Genomic DNA, 6,952 nt, shown 5'->3' with positions numbered 1-6,952 from the left:
AATCAGTGGGGGTTTTGTTCATCCCCCACTGATTATTAGCCCGCACCAATCGGGCTTTTACAGGCAGTTGATCCCCCACCTAACTTCTTTGCTTTTGCTGAATTTTGAGGTGGGGATCTTACTGCCCACAAATAGCCGGATAAAATGTAGAAAGGCTCTTATAAGTTGTTTGATTTTCTTCCAATTAAATGTGCTTGTGCTCAATACGTTCTATCTATTGGTAATAAGACGTTCATAATGACTCAAAAAGGGATTCTTGAAGGAGGGTTAGAATCAACACATACCGATTTAAATTTATTATTAGAACGTCAAGCTACACCATTAAAACAAGCATTAATACATTTATTAGCAAACACAAAATAGATGAATCAAATTCCTCAGCCGAAATCAAACAATGAATTTTGTATCTTTCTTTTCTATGAACTGGTTCCTAAACTGCCCGTTTCTACAATAAAAATAGAGCTGTCCATAAGTCGGTTTCACCAACTTATGAGGCAGCTCCCTCTTAATTTCACCTTATTCTATCGATGAATCCAAACTGCACCTGCAGACTTGTCTTCAGCTTGACCTACTACTTCAAACTTCAATCCTAGTTTCGGCAACTTACGTCCTGCATCTGGAATAGCGCTGTTGATGTACTGCTTAGAATCATCAAATTTTGCAACTCCTGGTAATCCTTTATAGTCAAAGATACCGCGAGTTGGCGAATCTACTCTCCATGCTGGCGCTTGATCAAATGAGAATGCCGCATCGGCAATTTGATAACGCGTACTGCTCTTCACAGTCGGTTGTCCGTTTAATGTTCCTACGATTGCCTCTGGATGAGAATCTACTACTCCTAGGAATCCTTCACCTGGATGAACGCCTACCCAGTTATCTGTAAAGCTTTGATCCGCATACCATACAACCATTCCTGTATTAAATACTGGACCACGCGCATGTTGTAACGCCGTGTCAGAACCAGCGTAATTTCTCCACTCTACATAGTAGTTATTTTTTTTCTGTTCCAATCCGTTAGATACAGTAAATCCTTTTAACGTCATTGCTGGCTGGCCTTCTGCATCATCAGAGAAAACAACTTTGCCATCTACAGTTAATGCTGCATTATCTAACGCAAATCCTTTATAAGCTACTGCAATATCTGTTAAATACTCAAATTGCAGCTTTACTTTTTTCCCTTTGAATTGGCTTAAATCGTAAGTTTTATCAACCCACTTACCATCAGTTGTATCCGCGCCGCCTTTTACATCTTTTTCGCCCATTCTATCAATACGTGTCTTCGTTCCATCTTCTGCAATCGCATATACATCAAGGAAATCATACTTCGCTTCAAGTTCGTAGAATGCCTTATAATCGAACTTAGCATTCGTTGCATTTGTTAAATCAAATACTGGTGTCTCAAGTGTTGTATGAATGTCATTTCCTTTTGTACTGTAATAAAACTTCTTACCAAATGCCGATTCGATATTTTTGATATCTTTGTCTGGCAAGTTAACACGAACGATTCCTGGTCGTTTTGATTTTGTAACACTTTGATCTAAATATGTTGCAACACCGACTCCTGTGCGAAGTTTATCATAATCTACCTCAACGATATTCGCCCAGTTGCCCGTCATATTCTTTTGGAAAAACTCTTTATTTTGTGGTGAGAAACTTGTTGGCTCTGTTCCTGCAATTTTTCCAGCCCAGCTGCCGCCGCTCATAATAGACCATGACTCAACAGGTTCACCTTGTCCTGAATACTTTGTATCGTACTCATCTGGTAAGCCTAAATCATGACCATACTCATGCGCAAACACACCAACTGCTCCGTCCTCAGGCTCGATTGTATAATCGTATGCAGCCATCTTTCCGCCCCAATTTGAAACAGAAGATTTTGTGCCATCAATCGCATATGGTTTTGATCCAAGTTTTGAACGATGAGACCAAATCGCATCATCTTTCAATTTACCGCCGCCAGCTTCTTGACCCACGCCAGCATGTACAACCATTAAATGATCAATAATGCCATCTGGCTCGTTTTTATTTCCATCACCATTTTGATCATATTGATCGAATTGATCATAGTCTGCTAAATTAATTCCTTTTGCTACCGCTGCCTTTAATGCTTCTTTCACAAAATCACGTGGCCCTAAAGGACCTTTGTTATCATGGCCAGTACCCGCATCCGAACCGTAATCTGAAGCTTTCCCTGGAACAGTAAGCCATTCCGTTACAGTTCCATCAACTGTGTAGCTCCCGCCAGATTGTTCTTCATAAAATTGTTTAAATGTATTAATCTTCGATCCATCAAATAACGTAAATGGTTCATCACCAAATAACATTTTTTGATAATGTTCACGATTAAAGTCCTTAGAATACATGTATCCTGGCTCTTGATCAATATTGTTATGCTTAAAATCGCTAAATTCTACAAGTAAAACAAGTACTTTATCTTTTCGAACAGCACCGTTGTACTCTTCTTGCTTCGCTGGTGCAGTAGGTACTTTTCCATTTAATTTACTAGAATTCAATCCAGCACCTTGTCCAGCTGCTGGCCCTACTGTAGGCTGCTGCGCCTGTTCATTTTCCTTCATTTTTGCATCTTTTACTTTTTTCATAAAATCAGAAGCCTCTTGCGTAAGACTATCTCCTGTCAAGATTTCTTTACCAGGGTTTTCCCCTTTCTTTTTCTCAACATATTTTTCGACAGCCTTTGACGTCTCAGCTTGTGATGCAGATTGATCAATTACGCCCCGTTGTTTTAGTGCTTCTGCCAAACGCTCATCCGGTATTAAATGCTCATCTATTGGTAGAGATGGTGTTGGTGGTGTCTCAGCATAAGCTGCATGACTTCCAAAAGCAAAACTACTACTTAGTACTGCCGCTGTTGCTAAAACTGATAAAGGTTTTAACTTCTTATTCTTTTTCAATGTATTTCCTCCCCAGTGCCTGCGAATTATCATTTTTTTTGCCGATAGCAACATAATATTCTCTTTATAGAGAATATTCAATCTTTTTCAACAAATAAAATGTTGAGAAATATTTTTTTGTGCAGGGTGGAATGCGTAAAATAGCAAAATACAAAAGTTCTGCTGGTTTATGTTTTTTTTAGTTTTGCATATAACCATAAAGTGGGATCACTTGTTCTTTTATCTTGATAGCGATGGAGTAAAATGCTTATTTACAATACTAAGGAAATACAACATACAAACAGCCCAAGTTCCTCATTGGAACTTGGGCTGTTTGTTATTTGAATGAACACTTTCCATATGGATTCTTATAAGATTTTGAATCAGTTTATGTAGATTCACTTTACAAAAAGGCTGTTATTTGTTTTAAGTGCAATAGTCATACTTGCTCGATTCACTTATTTTTTGGCAATAAATAAGTGATCACCACCTAAGGAATCCTATTGAATTCCTTTTCTATTTATATTCTAATTACCCTTAGAATTATCAGAACATTATTGAAAAAGTTTTTTTCTTTCAATCTATCACACTTAATTTCTTGCTAGTATATACATACCAATATACAAATAAATTTGGAAGCTATCTCATTTTTCGACACACAACAACTCTATAATTACACACAAGAATACACTGAAAAATTAGCAATCAAGTTTTACGAAGAAAGCGACACTGTCAAAGCTAGTAAATACTTTTATATTAGTCATCAAGCTAAAGAAAAAACTTTCGAAAAAGGAGCGTTAAAATAATGAAAAAACTTTTTGGAACGATTTTAGGTTTATCACTTTCAGTTGCATTATCTATAGGGTTATCATTCTCTTCACAATCAGATTCTAAGAAACAAGTTGATTCGACTAAATCTAGTACAATTATGTACATGCAATCCAGCCACGGTGAATCCTGGTAATACAAAGAGTTTTTTATCCGTTAACATCATTAATTACGAAAAGGGCACTCCCTCAATGGAGTGCCCTTTTCGTAATTAATAGACAACATATAGCAGACTACTTATTAACTTCAGCCCATTTAACCTTGAACTCCGCATCGAAATCATTTGCGCAACACGTTCGAAAATATAAATCTATGATGTTAGAAACAGACTAATCGATCTGTTCTTGTTGTTTCAATTTCATACTAAAAAGGAATGTGTTGTATCATTTCGAAAACACGATTTATAACCAAGTCGATTTACTTCTATTATAAAGGAAATCGAGAAATGTATTTCCCAATAGAAGAACACGCCAAAATAAATACTAACCTAAAGAGGTGTTAATAACATGAAAAATGGTTCTGGTGCAAAAAGATAATAAAGCGCATAGATTCCTAACGGAATCGTATCTTATGCTGCAAGTCCAAACAATTGATGGATGAATTCTTTCTGATTTTGGACAGACTGGTCCCGTAAATCAAGCTGCTCTTTTTTAATCATATGCATGGCTTCTACTCCAGAAAGAATGGATGTAGCTGTGTCAAAACATTTGAACCCTAGCATAGAACGGATTCGCTTCTTTATAAAGCGATGATCTTGTTCTACTATGTTATTCAAGTACTTTTGTTGTCTAAGTCGCATACGACCAGGTATGCTTTTTTCTTTTTTCAACTGTTCAATTGCTATAGGATAAGCTGGATTTTTATCGACTGTTATAACGCGAGGTTTTGAAACATGAAAAGAATGCAAAGCCTTTTTGAAAAAGCACTTTGCAGCCTTCCGGTCTCTTGTTTTGCTTAGGTAAAAATCGATTGTATTTCCTTTCGAATCAACAGCACGATACAGGTACATCCATTGACCTTTTACTTTGATATATGTTTCATCGACTCTCCATGAGTCATTTGTTTGTTTAAGGTGACGTCGGATTCGTTTGTCCAATTCAGGACCGTACTGATGAACCCAACGCATAATCGTTGTATGAGAAATGGATAAACCTCGTTCCTCCATCATTTCCACTAAATCACGAAAACTGAGGTTGTACCGTAGGTACCATCTTACTGTTAACAAAATAATATCAGGCTGATAATGCTTCCATTTGAATACATTTTCTTTTTCCATACCAATCACGCACCTTCTTTAGACTAGTAGTATCAGTATGTCCAAGATTTGTAGATTGATTGCAATTGTCCTGAAGTTTTTGCACCAGAACCGGATCTTTTAATATCCCTTTGGAAGTTGGTAACTTTTTCTAGTAATGAGCCCATTATTTTAACCTAGATAGCAAAATCCTTCTTGTATACATATGTAGCTTGTAACCATCTTATCGACATAATACATTTAATTCGTTCTTAATTCATGGATTACTTTCAAAAGACAAACAAAAATAATGAATACTTACAAATTAAAAAGGCAAGCATCAAAATGTGCTTGCCCTTTCTTCTAACGACGATGTTCCACAAGATCAATTACACCTAAAACAACGTGAGCTAAACCAAATCCAAATACTGTATTTGCAATCATCTTATTAGATCCACGAGTTTGCTTCAAGGCATAACCCGCAGCTGTAACTGCTGTACCTAATGTAGTCGGAATTAATCCTTCACGAATATTCATAGTAACGTCCTCCTAGTATCGCAGTTAGTAATCCTGCTTTAATACTTTAGAATTAAAGTACTAAAACAAGTATTAGTATTTTCCTGTCTTGTGAAAATATGTGGAGTTATTTTAAATAACTTCTTTTAATTATGATACAGCGTAACTAAAAATGTTAATGCGTAAGTTGTTTTAATACATTTACATGTTCCCTATCTTTATCTAAAATATCATGTATTAACATATGACTTTCTGGATCTAAATCACCTTGTACAATTTCTTCTGATATTTGAACGCCATAATAACCTTCGCCCTTTAACGCGCTACTTACAATTTCTTCAGTTGTATCTGGTGCTGTAAATTGACTTATCAAACCTTGAACAGAGCCAACGATTCCTTCATTATCAACCGGCACTCCTCCTAGATTTTGTATTCTTTCTGCTACTTCTAAGGCATGTTGTTTGTGATCTTGTTGTATTCTTTGAAATTCCTTTTTTATTTCTGGATCTTTTAACTTATCTATATAATGCTCATAGGCATGAATACCCATGTACTGCCCTTTTAGAAAGGCATTTAATGTATTGACTACACTCTGTTTTTCCATATCATCAATTCCTTTTTACGTTATCCTTTGACAGAAGTCAATGGATTATCCATATCGTGTGTGCCATACTATCAGTTAATTTTTTGTTATATCGTACCTCTAAATCCTCTCTCCTCTTTCACTCAGCTTGATATAAATATCATTTTTGTTTAATCAATTCCCATTAGGTTCATACTAACTTTTGTTTAAGAAATATGAGAAATGGAGATGGATTAAATATGGAATTTGAAGGTAGAAATTCTACAGAATCTGCACTTCTTCATTATAAGTATGGTTTGGGTTTATTTACTGAGAAGATGCCTAAACTAGCCGAAGAATTTAATTCCTTTACGGAAGAATGCTTTAAAGAAGGCACCTTATCAAAAAAGCAAAAGCAGTTAATTGCTTTAGGTATTAGCCTTTATTCTCAGGATGAATATTGTATTATTTATCACATTAAAGGATGTCTAGATCAAGGAGCTTCAGAACAGGAGATCTTTGAGACGGTGGGAGTGACAGCTGCATTTGGTGGTGGTGCTACTATGAGTCAGGCAGTAACTCTTGTACAAGAGTGTATACAAGAGTTACTGCAGTAATAGGACTATCATCATGAATTGAGGAATATATTTATCGAGTTCATGTGTTGCTATCTTTACACAATAAATAAAAAACAAAAAACTTGAGCGTGTGCGAAGTATACTCAAGTTTTTTGTTTTTATCCTTAATTCATACTGGCGGTACCCAAACAAAAGAATGGAGATAGTTAACAAATATCTGTTTTTATAGTTTATAGGTGAACATAACTATGATTTCACTTTACATATGTAAATTACTATTGAATATAAGCATATGTGATGCCGTAAGAATGCTACATTCTTCTTTATTGACCTATACTTATAT

The 6,952-nt window shown here is 35.7% G+C and carries 6 protein-coding genes and 2 pseudogenes; 4 read left to right on the top strand and 4 right to left on the bottom strand.

Going from position 1 to position 6,952, the window contains the following annotated elements:
- Window positions 1–234: 234 nt before the first annotated feature.
- Window positions 235–363, top strand: a pseudogene (locus AB3X48_RS15045) (SDR family NAD(P)-dependent oxidoreductase); the annotation flags it as partial.
- A 158-nt stretch (window positions 364–521) separates the two neighbouring features.
- Here the strand turns inward: AB3X48_RS15045 and AB3X48_RS15040 are convergent.
- A complete protein-coding gene (locus AB3X48_RS15040; protein ID WP_195743209.1) occupies window positions 522–2,912 on the bottom strand; it encodes an immune inhibitor A domain-containing protein in 2,391 nt (796 codons plus the stop codon).
- 602 nt (window positions 2,913–3,514) lie between these two features.
- Between AB3X48_RS15040 and AB3X48_RS15035 the strand changes: the two are divergent.
- Window positions 3,515–3,697, top strand: a pseudogene (locus AB3X48_RS15035) (hypothetical protein); the annotation flags it as partial.
- Window positions 3,697–3,855 (top strand): hypothetical protein, encoded by a 159-nt coding sequence (locus AB3X48_RS15030; RefSeq protein WP_016103932.1) that lies wholly within the window; start codon window positions 3,697–3,699, stop codon window positions 3,853–3,855. The pseudogene AB3X48_RS15035 and the gene AB3X48_RS15030, both read left to right, overlap by 1 nt.
- A gap of 432 nt (window positions 3,856–4,287) precedes the next feature.
- Here AB3X48_RS15030 and AB3X48_RS15025 read toward each other — a convergent pair whose 3' ends face one another.
- From AB3X48_RS15025 to AB3X48_RS15015, 3 genes are all read right to left on the bottom strand, one after another.
- Complete coding sequence (locus AB3X48_RS15025; protein WP_367959709.1) at window positions 4,288–4,995, bottom strand: IS6 family transposase; 708 nt, start codon at window positions 4,993–4,995, stop codon at window positions 4,288–4,290.
- A gap of 321 nt (window positions 4,996–5,316) precedes the next feature.
- Window positions 5,317–5,490, bottom strand: a complete 174-nt coding sequence (locus tag AB3X48_RS15020) for a hypothetical protein (RefSeq protein WP_001025956.1) — start codon at window positions 5,488–5,490, stop codon at window positions 5,317–5,319.
- Between the two features lie 154 nt (window positions 5,491–5,644).
- Window positions 5,645–6,073 carry a ferritin-like domain-containing protein gene (locus AB3X48_RS15015; protein WP_016103930.1) on the bottom strand — a complete coding sequence of 143 codons (429 nt, stop codon included), beginning with the start codon at window positions 6,071–6,073 and terminating at the stop codon, window positions 5,645–5,647.
- Window positions 6,074–6,291: 218 nt separating this feature from the next.
- On the opposite strand from AB3X48_RS15015, the gene AB3X48_RS15010 reads away from it, so the two are divergent.
- Window positions 6,292–6,648, top strand: a complete 357-nt coding sequence (locus AB3X48_RS15010; RefSeq protein WP_016103929.1) for a carboxymuconolactone decarboxylase family protein — start codon at window positions 6,292–6,294, stop codon at window positions 6,646–6,648.
- Window positions 6,649–6,952 lie beyond the last annotated feature (304 nt).

This window comes from Bacillus sp. S4 (assembly GCF_040838205.1).
Classification (GTDB): Bacteria; Bacillota; Bacilli; order Bacillales; family Bacillaceae_G; genus Bacillus_A; species Bacillus_A cereus_U.
This window is presented reverse-complemented; position numbering and strand designations above follow the sequence as displayed.